This is a genomic window from Streptomyces sp. NPDC008137, assembly GCF_042957035.1.
Classification (GTDB): domain Bacteria; phylum Actinomycetota; class Actinomycetes; order Streptomycetales; family Streptomycetaceae; genus Streptomyces.
In genome coordinates, this window is sequence record NZ_JBIBHN010000007.1 from 163,114 (window position 1) to 176,112 (window position 12,999).

At 72.8% G+C, this 12,999-nt stretch carries 11 protein-coding genes; 6 read left to right on the forward strand and 5 right to left on the reverse strand.

Annotation, left to right across the window (positions count from 1 at the left end; all coding sequences use genetic code 11):
* Nucleotides 1–89: 89 nt before the first annotated feature.
* From ACFZBT_RS14250 to ACFZBT_RS14260, 3 genes are read left to right on the forward strand one after another with little or no spacing between them, the layout of a single operon-like run.
* Nucleotides 90–893, forward strand: a complete 804-nt coding sequence (locus tag ACFZBT_RS14250) for a 1-acyl-sn-glycerol-3-phosphate acyltransferase (protein ID WP_391102634.1) — start codon at nucleotides 90–92, stop codon at nucleotides 891–893.
* The gene (locus tag ACFZBT_RS14255) at nucleotides 890–1,900 is read left to right on the forward strand and encodes an NAD(P)H-dependent glycerol-3-phosphate dehydrogenase (RefSeq protein WP_391102636.1); all 1,011 of its coding nucleotides are present in this window, start codon (nucleotides 890–892) and stop codon (nucleotides 1,898–1,900) included. Before ACFZBT_RS14250 ends, ACFZBT_RS14255 begins: the two co-directional genes overlap by 4 nt.
* 59 nt (nucleotides 1,901–1,959) lie before the next feature.
* Nucleotides 1,960–3,117, forward strand: a complete 1,158-nt coding sequence (locus ACFZBT_RS14260; RefSeq protein WP_391102638.1) for a D-alanine--D-alanine ligase — start codon at nucleotides 1,960–1,962, stop codon at nucleotides 3,115–3,117.
* Nucleotides 3,118–3,151: 34 nt separating this feature from the next.
* Here ACFZBT_RS14260 and ACFZBT_RS14265 read toward each other — a convergent pair whose 3' ends face one another.
* Nucleotides 3,152–3,670, reverse strand: a complete 519-nt coding sequence (locus ACFZBT_RS14265) for a DUF3515 family protein (RefSeq protein WP_391102640.1) — start codon at nucleotides 3,668–3,670, stop codon at nucleotides 3,152–3,154.
* 20 nt (nucleotides 3,671–3,690) lie between these two features.
* Complete coding sequence (locus tag ACFZBT_RS14270; protein ID WP_193481916.1) at nucleotides 3,691–3,924, reverse strand: Lrp/AsnC family transcriptional regulator; 234 nt, start codon at nucleotides 3,922–3,924, stop codon at nucleotides 3,691–3,693.
* Between the two features lie 205 nt (nucleotides 3,925–4,129).
* Here ACFZBT_RS14270 and ACFZBT_RS14275 point away from each other — a divergent pair, with 205 nt between their 5' ends.
* Together ACFZBT_RS14275 and thiD are read left to right on the forward strand one after the other, a co-directional pair.
* A complete protein-coding gene (locus ACFZBT_RS14275; RefSeq protein ID WP_391102643.1) occupies nucleotides 4,130–5,095 on the forward strand; it encodes a thiamine-phosphate kinase in 966 nt (321 codons plus the stop codon).
* Nucleotides 5,092–5,895 (forward strand): bifunctional hydroxymethylpyrimidine kinase/phosphomethylpyrimidine kinase, encoded by an 804-nt coding sequence (gene thiD / locus ACFZBT_RS14280; RefSeq protein ID WP_391102645.1) that lies wholly within the window; start codon nucleotides 5,092–5,094, stop codon nucleotides 5,893–5,895. Before ACFZBT_RS14275 ends, thiD begins: the two co-directional genes overlap by 4 nt.
* A 103-nt stretch (nucleotides 5,896–5,998) precedes the next feature.
* On the opposite strand, the gene rpmB is transcribed toward thiD, so the two are convergent.
* Nucleotides 5,999–6,184: a 50S ribosomal protein L28 gene (gene rpmB, locus ACFZBT_RS14285; protein ID WP_004924906.1), complete on the reverse strand. Its 186-nt coding sequence runs from the start codon at nucleotides 6,182–6,184 to the stop codon at nucleotides 5,999–6,001.
* A gap of 246 nt (nucleotides 6,185–6,430) precedes the next feature.
* On the opposite strand from rpmB, the gene ACFZBT_RS14290 reads away from it, so the two are divergent.
* Nucleotides 6,431–8,158 (forward strand): DAK2 domain-containing protein, encoded by a 1,728-nt coding sequence (locus ACFZBT_RS14290; protein WP_391102647.1) that lies wholly within the window; start codon nucleotides 6,431–6,433, stop codon nucleotides 8,156–8,158.
* A 51-nt stretch (nucleotides 8,159–8,209) separates the two neighbouring features.
* Here ACFZBT_RS14290 and ACFZBT_RS14295 read toward each other — a convergent pair whose 3' ends face one another.
* Together ACFZBT_RS14295 and ACFZBT_RS14300 are read right to left on the reverse strand one after the other, a co-directional pair.
* Nucleotides 8,210–11,158 (reverse strand): tetratricopeptide repeat protein, encoded by a 2,949-nt coding sequence (locus ACFZBT_RS14295; protein WP_391102649.1) that lies wholly within the window; start codon nucleotides 11,156–11,158, stop codon nucleotides 8,210–8,212.
* Complete coding sequence (locus ACFZBT_RS14300) at nucleotides 11,155–12,993, reverse strand: HSP90 family protein (RefSeq protein ID WP_391102953.1); 1,839 nt, start codon at nucleotides 12,991–12,993, stop codon at nucleotides 11,155–11,157. Before ACFZBT_RS14300 ends, ACFZBT_RS14295 begins: the two co-directional genes overlap by 4 nt.
* Between the last annotated feature and the right edge of the window lie 6 nt (nucleotides 12,994–12,999).

Here is a 12,999-nt window from a genome sequence, read left to right on the forward strand (position 1 = left end):
ACGGTGTTCTCGACAGACCGGCGGCCTGGGGCGACACTTGTGCGGCCCCCCGGTGGCCCCCGCTTCAGGCCCTAGAGGAAGGTGTCCGCGTGCCCCGCCGCAGAATCGGCTTCTGGTACCGCTTCGCTGCGGTGATCTGCAAACCGCCGCTGGTGGTTCTGCTCAGGCGGGACTGGCGCGGAATCGAGCACATTCCGGCTGATGGTGGATTTATCACCGCGGTGAACCACAATTCGCACGTCGATCCCTTCGCTTACGCGCACTTTCAGTACAACACCGGGCGCGTCCCGCGATTCCTCGCGAAGAGCGGGCTTTTCAAGAGCGGATTCGTCGGGGCCGCGATGCGAGGTACCGGGCAGATCCCCGTCTACCGCGAGAGCACGGACGCGCTCAGCGCTTTCCGGGCCGCGATCGACGCCGTGAACCGCGGTGAATGCGTCGCCTTCTATCCCGAGGGCACACTCACCCGCGACCCGGAGGGCTGGCCCATGACCGGCAAGACCGGGGCGGCGCGCGTCGCCCTGGAGACCAAGTGCCCGGTGATCCCCGTCGCCCAGTGGGGCTGCAACGAGCTGCTGCCGCCGTACGCGAAGAAGCCGCACCTCCTGCCGCGCAAGACGCACCGGGTGCTCGCCGGGCCGCCCGTGGACCTCACGCGGTTCTACGACCGTGAGATGACAGCGGATCTCCTGAAGGAAGCCACCGAGGTCATCATGGCCGCCGTCACCTGTCAGCTGGAGGAGATCCGCGGGGAGAAGGCGCCCGACATGCCCTACGATCCGCGCCGGGAGCGGATCGAGCAGCGGCGCCGCACCCAGGCGCAGACGCAGCGGGGCGGGCAGGAATCGGTGCAGTCGGTGCAGCCGGCGCAGGAAGAGGGGCTGGGCAAGTGAGCAAGCCGGTCAAGGCGGCGGTCCTGAGCGCCGGTTCGTGGGGTACGGCGTTCGGCATGGTGCTCGCCGACGCGGGGTGCGAGGTCACCCTGTGGGGGCGCCGCCCGGAGCTCGTGGAAGCGATCAACTCCACCCGGACCAATCCCGACTACTTCCCGGGCGTCGAGCTGCCGGAGAACGTACGGGCCACCACGGACCCCGCGGAAGCCGCCGCGGACGCCGACTTCACGGTCCTCTCGGTCCCCTCGCAGACCCTGCGCGGCAACCTCGCAGAGTGGAGCCCGCTGCTCGCCCCGAACACGGTTCTCGTGTCGCTGATGAAGGGCGTCGAACTCGGCTCCGCGATGCGGATGAGCGAGGTCATCGACGACGTCGCCAAGGTCGGTCCGGAGCGCATCGCCGTGGTCACCGGGCCCAACCTGGCCCGGGAGATCGCCGCGCGGATGCCGGCCGCCGCCGTGGTGGCCTGTACCGACGAGGCCGTCGCCCAGCGGCTCCAGGCCGCCTGCCACACGCCGTACTTCCGCCCGTACACCAACACCGACGTCGTCGGCTGTGAACTCGGCGGCGCGGTGAAGAACGTCATCGGCCTGGCCGTCGGCATCGCGGACGGCATGGGTCTGGGCGACAACGCCAAGGGCTCGCTCATCACCCGCGGTCTCGCCGAGACGACCCGGCTCGGCATGGCCCTGGGCGCCGACCCGCTGACCTTCTCCGGACTCGCGGGCCTGGGCGACCTGGTGGCCACCTGCTCCTCGCCGCTGTCCCGCAACCACACGTTCGGCACCAACCTCGGCAAGGGCATGACCCTCCAGGAGACCATCGCGGTCACCAAGCAGACCGCCGAGGGCGTCAAGTCCTGCCAGTCGGTGCTGGATCTGGCCCGGCGGCACGGAGTCGACATGCCGATCGCCGAGACGGTCGTGGAAATCGTGCACGAGGGCAAGCCTCCGGTCGTGGCCCTCAAGGAGCTGATGTCGCGCAGCGCGAAGCCCGAACGACGCTGAGCGACGCGACGCCGGGGGCGCTGTATCCCTGTCCTACCAACGGGTACTCTCAAGCCGATATGAGCACCGAGAACCTCCCCCAGAGCCCCGAGCAGCCGCCTCGCAAGCCGCGTGTGGCCGTCGTGTTCGGCGGGCGCAGCTCCGAACACGGGATCTCCGTGGTCACCGCCGGCGCCGTCCTCAAGGCCATCGACCGGACCAAGTACGACGTCCTGCCGATCGGCATCACCCAGGACGGCCGTTGGGCGCTCACGGCGGACGAACCGGAGCGGATGGCGATCGTCGACCGGCGCCCGCCGAGCGTCGACGCGCTCGCCGAGTCCGACGAGGGCGGAGTGATCCTCCCGGTCGACCCCGCCAACCGCGAAGTCGTCTACAGCGAGCCGGGATCGGTTCCCAAGGCGCTCGGCGAGGTCGACGTGGTCTTCCCGGTGCTGCACGGCCCCTACGGCGAGGACGGCACCCTCCAGGGCCTCTTGGAGCTCTCCGGCGTCCCGTACGTGGGTTCGGGTGTGCTCGCCTCGGCCGTGGGCCAGGACAAGGAGTACATGAAGCGGGTGTTCACCTCCTTCGGGCTCAAGGTCGGCCCGTACGTGGTGGTCCGCCCGCGTGAGTGGGAGCGGGACGAGACCGCCGCCCGCAAGAAGATCGTCGACTTCGCCGGCGAGCACGGCTGGCCGCTGTTCGTGAAGCCCGCGCGCGCTGGTTCGTCGATCGGCATCACCAAGGTCGACGACCTCTCCGGACTCGACGAGGCGATCGCCGAGGCCCAGCGGCACGACCCGAAGATCCTGGTCGAGGCCGCGCTGCGGGGCCGCGAGATCGAGTGCGGCGTCCTGGAGTTCGAGGACGGCCCCCGGGCCTCCGCCCCCGCCGAGATCCCCACTCCCGAGGCGCACGCGTACTACGACTTCGAGGCCAAGTACATCGACTCGACGCCGGGGATCGTGCCCGCGCCCCTGACGCCCGAGGAGACGGCCGAGGTCCAGCGCCTGGCAGTCGGCGCCTTCGATGCGGCGTCCTGCGAGGGCCTGGTCCGCGCGGACTTCTTCCTCACCGAGGACGGCGAGTTCGTGATCAACGAGATCAACACGATGCCCGGCTTCACGCCCATCTCGATGTACCCGCAGATGTGGCAGGCGAGCGGGGTGTCCTACCCGGAGCTGGTGGACCGCCTGGTGCAGGCGGCACTGCGCCGTTCGACCGGCCTGCGCTGAATCGACCGCGGGCCGCGGGAAGCGCCGGGAGGTGTCAGGAGGCGATCCCCTCGGGGATCGCCTCCTTCACGGCGGAGGCCAGATCGATCAGCACCCCGGAGGTGTCCGGCCCCTCGGGCACGCGCACTTCCACGTACGCCTCCCGGTTGGCGGTGGTGAAGACGTGCTCCCCGTCGCCCCGCTCCTCCATCAGCCAGTCCACCCCGTTCACACCTCCGGCGACCGCGTCCGGATCACGTCCGTCCGCCACCTTCGGATCGACCATCTTCGGCGGCTGCGGAACACCGCAGCGCAGTATGATCGCCGGGCTGCCCCAGCCCGCCGTCAGCGCCGACGCGGGCTCGGGATCCTCGCGGCGCTCACCGTCCACCTTCGCGGGCAGTACCTTGTCCAGGTTCCGGCACAGTTCCGTGGTCTTGGCGCCCGGACTGGGAACCGCCGCCGACGCGCTGTCGTCTGCTGAGGAGCAGCCCGCGACAGTGATCAACAGCGCGAGAGCGGGCAGGCGGAACACGCGGAAGACAGAACGGTGCCGGTGACGGAAAGAGTTCACCGGCACAGGGTAGACGGGGGCTAGATATGGACGACCGGGCAGGTCAGGGTGCGGGTGATGCCGTCCACCTGCTGGACTCTGGCGACCACCAGGCGACCGAGATCGTCGACGGTGTCGGCCTGGGCCCGCACGATGACGTCGTACGGTCCTGTCACGTCCTCGGCCTGGACGACCCCAGGGATCTTGCTGATCGTCTCGGCGACGGTCGACGCCTTGCCGACCTCCGTCTGGATCAGGATGTACGCCTGTACCACGGAACCTCCAGGGCGGCCACGAGGATCATGTGGGGAAAAGGAACGCCACGGTATCGCGTCGCCGCTCACCACGGGGAGACCCGCGGGGCCCGGGTCTTGCGCGCCGGGGCGCGGGTCCGGCAGAACATGACGGTCACCTCGACCGTAGCGAGGCCCGAGTCGCCTCGCGACCGCGCATGGACAGGGACAGAAGGGGAGAAGGGCAATGAAGGGCACTGTTGGTGAGCTCGGTGAGTTCGGGCTCATCAGGGAGCTCACCTCCCGTCTGACCACCACCCCGGCGGTCCGGGTCGGCCCCGGCGACGACGCCGCCGTGGTGGCCGCGCCCGACCGCAGGGTCGTGGCCAGTACGGACATCCTGGTGGAGGGCCGGCACTTCCGCCGGGACTGGTCGACGGCCTACGACGTGGGCCGCAAGGCCGCCGCGCAGAACCTCGCCGACATCGCCGCCATGGGCGCCGTACCGACCGCGCTGCTGCTCGGTCTGGTCGTCCCGGCCGAGCTGCCGGTGACCTGGCCGAGCGAGCTGATGGACGGCCTGCGCGACGAGTGCCAGGTGGCGGGCGCCGCCGTGGTCGGCGGTGACGTCGTACGCGGGGACTCGATCATGGTGTCGATCACGGCGCTGGGCGATCTGCGCAACCAGGAGCCGGTGACGCGGGCGGGCGCGCAGCCCGGCGACCTCGTCGCGGTGACCGGCTGGCTGGGCTGGTCGGCGGCCGGGTACGCGGTGCTGGCGCGGGGGTTCCGCTCGCCACGCGCGTTCGTGGAGGCCCATCGGCGTCCCGAGCCGCCGTATCACGCGGGTCCGGCCGCCGCCGGGCTCGGGGCGACCGCGATGTGCGATGTGAGCGACGGGCTGATCGCCGACCTCGGCCACATCGCCGAGGCCAGCAAGGTGCGGATCGACATCCGCTCCGGGGCGATCGACATCCCGACCCAGATGAACGACATCGGTCAGGCCGTCGGCGTCGACCCCATGCAGTGGGTGCTGACCGGGGGAGAGGACCACGCGATCGTGGCGACGTTCCCCTCGGACACGAAGCTGCCCGCCCGCTGGAAGGTCATCGGCGAGGTCCTCAACCCCTCGGCGCTGCCCCAGGTCACGGTCGACGGGGCGCCGTGGACCAGCAAGGGCGGCTGGGACCACTTCGGAGACATAGAGTCATGATCCCCGACGCCATTCCCAACGTCCTCACGGTGGCGGGCTCCGACTCCGGCGGAGGCGCGGGCATCCAGGCCGACCTGAAGACGATGCTCGCGCTCGGTGTGCACGGCATGAGCGTCGTCACGGCGGTGACCGCGCAGAACTCCCTCGGCGTGCAGGGGGCTTGGGAACTGCCCGTGGAGGCCGTGCGGGCCCAGTACCGCAGTGTCGTCGACGACATCGGCGTCCACGCGGTCAAGACCGGCATGCTGGCCTCCGCGGAACTCGTGGAGGCGGTCGCGGACTTGCTCGCGGGGACGGACGCCCCCGCGGTCGTCGACCCGGTGGGCGTCTCCAAGCACGGCGACCCCCTGCTCGCCGCCTCGGCGCTGGACTCCGTCCGTACGAAGCTGCTGCCGGTGGCGACGGTCGCCACCCCGAACCTCGACGAGGTGGCTCAGCTGACCGGGGTGCGCGTCGAGTCGGAGGAGGAACTGCGGCGGGCAGCGGCGGCCGTGCTCGCGTACGGGCCGCGCTGGGTCCTGATCAAGGGCGGGCATCTGCCCGGGGACGCCGTCGATCTGCTCACCGACGGCTCCGAGGAGCACTGGCTGCGGGCGCCGCGCCATGACAACCGGCACACACACGGTACGGGCTGCACGCTGGCCTCCGCGATCGCCTCTGAGCTCGCGAAGGGGCGCTCCGTGCCGGAGGCGGTGACGGCGGCCAAGGAGTACGTCACCGGGGCCGTGGCGGCCGGCTTCGCGCTCGGCGGGGGCATCGGGCCGGTGGACCACGGCTGGCGGTTCCGGGCCGGCTCCTGAGTATCCGGCCGTTCTCGGACACCCGGACACGGCAAAGAGCCGGTCCACCTGAGGTGGACCGGCTCTGTAAGCGAACCAGCAGTGGCCGCGCGCTAGCTGAGCGTCAGCGCGAGACCTTGCCGGCCTTGATGCACGAGGTGCAAGCGTTCACGCGCTTCGGCGTCCCGCCCACCACGGTACGCACACGCTGGATGTTCGGGTTCCAGCGACGGGGCGTACGGCGGTGGGAGTGCGAGATGTTGTTGCCGAAGCCCGGCCCCTTGCCGCAGACGTCGCAGTTGGCAGCCACGGGTCACTCCAAAGACTTCAGATGCACTTACGGTTGATCCCGGCATGCCGGGATCAGGATCAAGGATCTGAGTGGCTTGCCAGGGGAATGGCCCGATGCGGATCGGGCAACCGGAGCAGCATACAACGACTGCCCCAGGACGACGAAACTACCATGGTCGGGCATTGGTCTCACCTGGCCCGCTTCCGGTTCGGACCGTCCCGGAGACTACGCTGCGTGCCACGTCCAGCAGCTGAGGGAGGCGCGGTGGCGCAGGTGCCGCAGACATTGTTCGATGCTCTCGCGGTGCGCACCTGGTGCGGTCTCGCTCTCGAGACCCTGGGGCGGGCGCGTGAGGAGATCGACGCGATCAATGTCTACCCCGTGGCGGACGGGGACACCGGCACGAACCTGTACCTGACCGTCGAGTCCGCGGTCGCGGCGGTCGAGGCGGTGTTCGCGGGCCATGCGGCGGGCTCGGGTCCCGGGGGGCCGACCTTCGCCGATGCCGCCCGGGCGATGGCACACGGGGCGCTCATCGGGGCCCGCGGGAACTCCGGGACGATCCTCGCCCAGCTGCTGCGCGGCATGGCCCAGGTGCTGGCCGACGACGAGGCCGCCCACGCCGACGGCCAGGGGCTGCGGCTCGCCCTGCGGCACGCGGCCGACTCCGCCCGCCGGGCCGTGGCCCACCCCGTCGAGGGCACCGTCCTCACGGTCGCCTCGGCCGCCGCCGACGCCGCCGACGGTGCCGAGGGCGACTGCGGGAAGGTGGCCCGGGCGGCCTACGAGGGAGCGCGCACGGCCCTCGCCGCGACCCCGGGCCAGCTGCCCGTCCTGCGACGCGCCGGGGTGGTCGACGCCGGGGGGCGAGGGCTGGTGGCGGTGCTCGGGGCGCTGGTGGAGACGTTCACGGGGGAGACGCCCCGGGCGGTGGCCGCGGGCGCGGTGAGCGTGCCGGGGGCCAGGGCGTCCGGGGGAGTGGTCGCTGAGGAGCCGGTGGGCCTGCCCCTCGGCCCGGGGCCCGCGCAGGGCGAGTGCGCCGACAGCACCGCCGCGGCGCACCAGGACGGCCCCGCCTTCGAGGTGATCTACCTCCTGGAGGCCGAGGACGCTGCCGTGGCGCGGTTGCGGGAGCGGCTCGACGCCCTCGGGGACTCCCTCGTCGTGGTCGGCGGCGAAGGGCTGTGGAACGTCCATGTCCATGTCGACGACGCGGGCGCCGCCGTCGAGGCCGGCATCGAGGCGGGCCGGCCCTACCGGATCCGCATCACGCACTTCGGCGCGGGCGACGTGCACACCACCGGCGCCGAGCGACCGCCCCGGGAGCCCGCCCAGCGCGCCGTCGTGGCCGTCGTGCCCGGCGAGGGCCTGGCCGGGCTGTACGCCGAAGCCGGCGCGACCACCGTGCTCGCACGCCCCGGGGAGCCGCCCGCGAGCGGCGAGCTCGTACAGGCCGTAAGGCGGGCCCACGCGCGCGAGGTCGTGCTGCTGCCCAACGACGCCGAGCTGCGTCACACCGCCGCGGCGGCGGCCGAGCAGGCCCGTACGGAGGGCATCCGCGTGGCCCTCATCCCGACCCGCTCCGCGGTCCAGGGCATCGCCGCGCTGGCCGTGCACGAGCCGGAGCGCCGCTTCGACGAGGACGTGGTGTCGATGACCTCGGCGGCCGGCGCGACCCGCTACGCCGAGGTCACCGTCGCCGAGCGCCAGTCCTGGACGATGGCCGGCATCTGCCAGGCCGGCGACGTCCTCGGCCTGATCGACGGCGACGTGGCCGTGATCGGCAGGGACATCGCGACCATCGCCGGGACCGTCCTGGACCGGATGCTCGCGGCCGGGGGCGAGATGGTCACCCTGGTGCTCGGCGACGACGCCCCCGAGGCGATCGCCGAGCACCTGGAGAGCAGGGTCCGCGAGGGGTACCTCGCCGTCGACACGGTCGTCTACCGGGGCGGACGGCAAGGAGCCCTGCTCCTCATCGGCGTGGAGTAGGACAGGACCGGCGTGCGGTGGGCCAGGCTCTGCGTGGCGCAGGCCCGGGACTCACCCCCGCTCCGCCACGGCCTGGAGCATGTGCCCGGCCTCCGCCCGCCGCGCCCGTACCTCCTGGCCCTCGACGCCTCCCGTGTCGTCGGAGTCGTCGTGTCCCTCGTAGGCCGCCAGCACCGCACGCGCGCGTGCCACCGCCTCGGCGGGGCGGCCCAGGTCGGCCTCCAGCCAGCCCGCGGCCAGCTCGGCGCCGGTGCGGCTGTGCAGGGCGCTGTCCCCGAGGGCCGTGAATACTTCGACCGACCGGATCACTTGGGACAGCGCGTCCTCGAACACAGCCCGGGTAGAGGCGTCTTCGACGCCTTCGGCACCTTCGGTGACGGAGCGGGCCAGCAGGTCGCCGAACTGCCGGTGGGTGTGGCCGAGTTCGGCTGCGAGCAGGAGCCGGGACTCCTCGTCGGCGGCCGTGTCCCGGGCCGCCTCGCACTCCCGGACCGCGCTCGCCATCAGGCCGCGAGCCTCCTCCGGCCCGTCCGGCGCCCGCAATGCCAGCCAGGCGCGGGCGCGCAGGGAGCGGACCAGCCCGTGGGTGTTGCCGAGTTCGCGCCACAGGTCGCCCGCCCGCGTGTAGGCCCGGTCCGCCTCGGCGGCCAGCCCGGCCTGCGCGAGCGACTCACCGGCCAGGTGGGCGAGGGTGGCGTGGTCGTGCTGCTCGGGCCAGTGCCGGGCGATCTCGGCCGCCCGCAGGCGCTGTTCGGCCGCCGCGCGGTGCTCGCCGAGTTCGCTCAGGCAGTCGCCGAGCCACCATCGCGTCTGCACGACCGCCCCGTCGCCGTGCGTCTCGGCGGTCAGATCGGGCAGCGCCGACTCCAGCACCTCGGCGGCCTCGGCCCACCGCTCCTGCCGCAGCAGGAACCCGCCGAGCTGCTGCCGTGCCCAGGCACCCAGCGTCGCGCTCTCGCCCGCCTCGTCGGCCCAGTGCGCGGCCTGCAGGGCGTGCTCCGCGGCCTCCACGGCCTCGCCCCGGCCGCCGGTCACCTCGGCGAGCTGGAGGTGCAGCTGGGCCCTCCCCGGCGCCTCCAGCTGGGCCCCGCCGTGCTCCAGGGCCGCCCGCAGCGCCCGTTCCGCCTCCGCCATGTCGTCGAGGTGGTGGGCCAGGGAGGCCAGCCGGGCCTCGTACTCCACCGCGTACCAGGGCAGCCCGGCCGCGACGAACGCCGCGGCGCCCCGCGCGAACAGCTCCGCGGCCGACCTCAGATCCCCGGCCAGCCCAGCCAGCTCGGCGAGCATCGCCTGCGCCTCGGCGGCCCGCGCGGCCAGCCGTACGTCCTCACCGGTCCGACCGTCGACCAGCGCCAGGAGCTCGCGGACGGCGGCTTCGGCCTCGGCGAGCACCGCCTCCGTCCCGGAGCCCTCGGCCTCGTGCGCCCGCCGCATCAGGATCCGGGCCCGTCCCATCACGACGGACGCCGTCTGGCGCAGGCCCGTGCCGCCGGCGGCGTACAGCGCGAGGATCTCGTCGTACGGGCCGGCGACGGCCGCGACCGCCTCGGCCACGTCGCCCCCGAGAGCGCGTACATACGCCGCACGCGCGCGTGCGGCCAGGGCCTCGCCCGGGTCGCCCGCCTCCGCGTACAGCCCGGCGGCCCGCTCGAAGAGCGCGGCACCCTCAGGGCCGAGGCCCATCGCCTCGTGGTCCGCGATCTCGGCCCGGTCGCGCGCGTCCAGCTCGACGCCCTCCGCGGCCCCGGCGACCGCCGCCCACGCCTCCACGGCGTTCGGCCGCAGGCTGTCCGACAGCCGCCGTGCCTCGGCCAGCAGGGCGGACAGATCCGGCTGCCCCGTGGCAGCGGTCGTCACGGCCGGGGGAGCGGACGCAGGGGCCGTCCGCACCGACCGCACCCCCAGCGGCAGCCGCTCCACCAGGGGTTGCCGCGCCATACGCGCGCGTGCCCGCTCGCTGACGTGGCCCGTGCCGTTGCGCTCGTCGAAGCGTGCCGCCAGCGCGAGGGCCTCCGCACGCGCGTGCGCGGCCAGTTCCCGGGCGGTCCACTCCCGGCCGGCCGGGCCCGGCACCTGACGGTCGCCGAGACCGAGGCCGGTCAGGCGGTCCATGAGCAGGGCCACCACGCTCATGAAGTCCAGCTTGCTCTGCGGCTGCCCGTCGTCCGTGAAGTACGCGGGCCGCTCCGCGAGCAGTTCCAGGCCGCGCGCCTCGTTGCCGGTCAGGGCGCAGAACTCCACGTGGTCGGCGTACGCGCCGCGCATGCTCTCCATGGCCCGTACGAGCCGGAAGCCCCGGAGATGGTGCGCGCGTGCCTCGTCGAGGCGGCCCAGCCGCAGCAGCGGCACCAGGGAGGAGGCGAGGGCCGTGTGCGGCTCGTGGGCGCAGGCGTACTCGCCCTCCAGCACCGGCCGCCACAGCTCCACGGCCTGCGCGTCCCGGCCCAGCTCCGCCTGCCACCAGCCCTGCCCGTGCAGCTCGCACGCGTGGCAGTCGGCCATGCCGTCCCGGTCGGCGGCCAGCCACGCGGCGTACGCCCGCTCGGCCCGCGCGACGTCCCCGACATGGGCGGCCACGCTGTGCTCGGCGCTGCGCACGGCCCGCTCGGAGTACCCGGCGAGCCGGTAGCGGTGCTCCATCTCGCCGAGCCACTTCTCGATCGACGCGAGCGGGATGTGCGGCTGGTCGAGCATGCCGGACGACACCCACTTGAAGACCCAGTGCAGCGAGTGGGTCTCGTACTCGTCGAAGTCCTCGGGGTGTTCGTCCCACAGGCGCAGCAGACGCGCGAAGGGAACGAACATCTTCCCCTTCTCGGAGCTGTAGTTGTAGACCTTCAGCTGGTGCCCGAGCGCCTCGATCACGGCGAGCGGGATGTTCAGCTTCTCGGCCGCCGTCAGCAGCTCCTCCGCGCGCGCGTTGCGGGCGGGCCCCTCCGGCTCGTCGGAGTTCTCCGCCATCGCCCGGCGCAGCGCGTCGAAGTCGGTGATCTCACTCATGCCTGACCGTCCTCGCTGTGCGTGGCCCACTCCAGGAGACCGATGAACGCGCGGTTGAGCAGCGCCGAGTCGGCCGGCCTCAGCGGCCGCTGCGCCATCAGCAGGGCCTGCCCGTACAGCGACTCCGTCGCCGTGCCGATCAGCTCCGGGTCGTGCAGCGAGCTGATCCGCCGGACCAGCGGATTGAGGTGGTTGAGCACCAGGCGCGCGCGTGGAGCACTGCCGCGCAGGGAGCCGAGGATGCCCGCCCACAGGTCGTCGGCCTGCGCCTCGGCATCGGCCCGGGCCTGTTCGTGCCGGGCGTCCCGGTCGTCGAGGTGCAGCGCGGGCACCGAGAGCGGGTGGAAGGCCCGCAGCACCACATCGCAGCCCAGCTGGTCGAGCCGGGCCCGCGCCGCCGCCAGGAAGTCCGAGAGGGCCAGCTCCTCGGCCGGGTCGACGGCGTCCAGGTGGGCGGTCACCGTGTCCGAGTCCAGCTCGGCGACCACGGTCCCCGGCCGAACCGACGGCAACGCCTCCACCAGCTCGCTGTCGTACGTGTAACCGCCGTTGATCACGCCGATGCCCTGCGCGGACGCGATCGGCGCGACCTGCCGGTACTCCTCGACGGTCCGCGTGAAGTGCACCACCGGGTGCCGCTGCGCGAACTCCTCCAGGGACAGCCGCCCGTCGGTCGTCTCGAAGGGCAGCCACGGCAGCATCGTGCGCAGCATCTCGCGGTCGTGCCGGGCCAGCGACTTCACACCCAGGTGGTGCACCGAGAGGAACGCGGCCAGCCGTTCCGGGTCACCGGCCGCCAGGCCCGTCAGCCACCCGCGGATCCGCTCGCCCAGCGCCTCCCGTACGGCGGCCAGCGTCTCGTCCTCGTACAGCGACTCGCGCGAGGCCGTCGGCCGCAGGCTGTCCGTGTCGAGCACACAGCGCACGAAGAACGCCCAGTCGGGCAGCAGCTGCTCGGCCCGCTCGGTCAGCAGCATGCCCTTGAGATGCACACGATGACCCGCGCGCTGGGCCGGGCTGACCGCCGACGGCAGCACATACGCCACCCCGCGGATGCCGGCCAGCGGCACGGCCAGGTCGATCGTGTCCAGCGGGGTGAAGCCGAACAGGTCGTGGCAGTGCCGGGCGAGGGCGACACGGCGGGTGGCCGGACTCGGATACGAACGGTCCCACGGCGCCGGCAGGTCGGTGACCGCCTCGTCGCCCACCCGGACGTCGTACGGCAGCAGCGATCCGAAGTCCCGTGCCAGGGCCGCGACCCGCTCGGGCGTGAGCCACTCCGCCGCCCCCGCCCGGGCCACCAGATGCACGGTCGTGCCCGGTTCGGGCCGCTCGGCGTCCGGCAGCGTCCGCACGGTGTACGAACCGTCGTCCCGCGCCGTCCACTCCACGGGCGGCGCCCCGGGCGTACGGGCGCTGCGGCTGACCACCCGGATCCGCTCGGCCACGACGAAACAGGCCAGCAGCCCGATGCCGAACTGCCCGAGGAAATCGGAGCGGGCCTCCTGAAGACCCTCGGCACGCTTCGAGCTGCGCCCGATCGTGGCGAGCAGACTGTGCACATCCGCCTCGGTGAGCCCCACGCCGGTGTCCTCGACCCGCAGCGTGCCGCCCCGCGCGGTCAACCGCACCCGGGCCGGGGCGTCGGGCTCCGCGGCGCGTCTGGCGGTGATGGCGTCCACCGCGTTCTGCAGCAGCTCGCGCAGATACACCTTGGGACTGGAGTAGAGATGGTGGGAGAGCAGGTCCACCAGACCACGCAGGTCGACCTGAAACGTATGAGGTGACTGGGGCGAACGGGGTGCCTGGGAAGCCTGTGAGGTCTCGGAATCCATCATCAC

Coding starts and splice junctions, on each gene's coding strand:
- thiD (WP_391102645.1), top strand. CDS start 5,092: ATGATCCCCGACGCCATTCCCAACGTCCTCACGGTGGCGGGCTCCGAC.
- ACFZBT_RS14260 (WP_391102638.1), top strand. CDS start 1,960: ATGAGCACCGAGAACCTCCCCCAGAGCCCCGAGCAGCCGCCTCGCAAG.
- ACFZBT_RS14300 (WP_391102953.1), bottom strand. CDS start 12,993: ATGGATTCCGAGACCTCACAGGCTTCCCAGGCACCCCGTTCGCCCCAG.
- ACFZBT_RS14275 (WP_391102643.1), top strand. CDS start 4,130: ATGAAGGGCACTGTTGGTGAGCTCGGTGAGTTCGGGCTCATCAGGGAG.
- ACFZBT_RS14295 (WP_391102649.1), bottom strand. CDS start 11,158: ATGAGTGAGATCACCGACTTCGACGCGCTGCGCCGGGCGATGGCGGAG.